This window comes from Variovorax sp. E3 (genome assembly GCF_016082275.1).
Taxonomy (GTDB): Bacteria; Pseudomonadota; Gammaproteobacteria; order Burkholderiales; family Burkholderiaceae_C; genus Variovorax.
Genome location: NZ_MOWM01000339.1, coordinates 1 through 1,139 on the forward strand (window position 1 = coordinate 1; position 1,139 = coordinate 1,139).

Here is a 1,139-nt window from a genome sequence, read left to right on the forward strand (position 1 = left end):
CTTCCGCGTTCGCCGCTGCGTTCACCGCCGTTGCGCTCGCCACGGTGCGTGCCGCGCCGCGTGCCAGCGGCGGCCGCGCCGGCCGCGGGTGCCGCCGGCCGGTCGACCGAGGTCTGCACGCGCGCGCCATCCTTCAGACGATCGCCGCCTTCGGTCACGACCTGCTCGCCGGCCTGCAGGCCCGACATCACGGCCACGTTGTCCACGCTCGACTCGCCGCGCGTCACCGGACGCTGCGACACGGTGCTGTCGCTGTTCAGCACATACACGTAGTCGCCGTTGGGGCCGTGGCGCAGCGCCGTCACCGGCACCACCACCGCGCTGCTCACGGTGCGCAGCAGCAGCCGCAGGTTGACGAACTGGTTCGGGAACAACGCGTTGTCGGCGTTGGTGAAGCGGGCCTTGGCCTTGACGGTGCCGGTCGCGGTGTCGACCAGGTTGTCGAGCGTGGCGAAGGTGCCGGCGGCGAGCCGGCGCGTGCGCGTGCGGTCGAAGGCGGTGGCGTCGAGCTTGGCGCCCTGGGCCAGGCGCTCCTGCACCTCGGGCACGCGGTCTTGCGGAATGGCGAACTCGACGTCGATCGGCGCGATCTGCGTGATGGTGGCCACGCCGTTGGTGGCGCCGGTCGAGATGTAGTTGCCCCCGTCCACCGGCCGCAGGCCGATGCGCCCGCTCACCGGCGCGGTGATGCGGCTCCAGGTGAGGTTGAGCTTGGCGGTGTTCTCGTTGGCGCGGTCGATGGCCACGGTGCCCTCGAGCTGCTTGACCAGCGCGGCCTGGGTGTCGACTTCCTGCCGGGCGATGGAGTCCTGCCCGAGCAGCGTCTGGTAGCGCTGCAGCGTGACGCGCGCCGCCGCCAGTTGCGCCTCGTCGCGCTGGCGCGCGCCCGAGGCCTGGGCCAGCGCGTTCTGGAACGGCTGCGGGTCGATGGTGGCCAGCACGTCGCCCTTCTTGACCATCTGCCCTTCCTGGAAGAGCACCGCCGTGAGCACACCCGACACCTGCGGCTGCACCACCACGTTGGCCAGCGGCGTGACCGTGCCCAGCGCCTCGAGCTGCACCGGAATGTCGGACTGCTTCGCCGTCGCGATGCCCACCGTGCTGGTCGCCGCGCCGCCGCCCCCGCGCCCGCGCGCCCG

The 1,139-nt window shown here is 72.6% G+C and carries 1 protein-coding gene; it reads right to left on the minus strand.

The genetic code is table 11. The features are described 5' to 3' along the window. The coding region (locus BMG07_RS40695; RefSeq protein ID WP_198089216.1) for an efflux RND transporter periplasmic adaptor subunit at positions 1 to 1,139 on the minus strand (1,139 nt) is incomplete at both ends.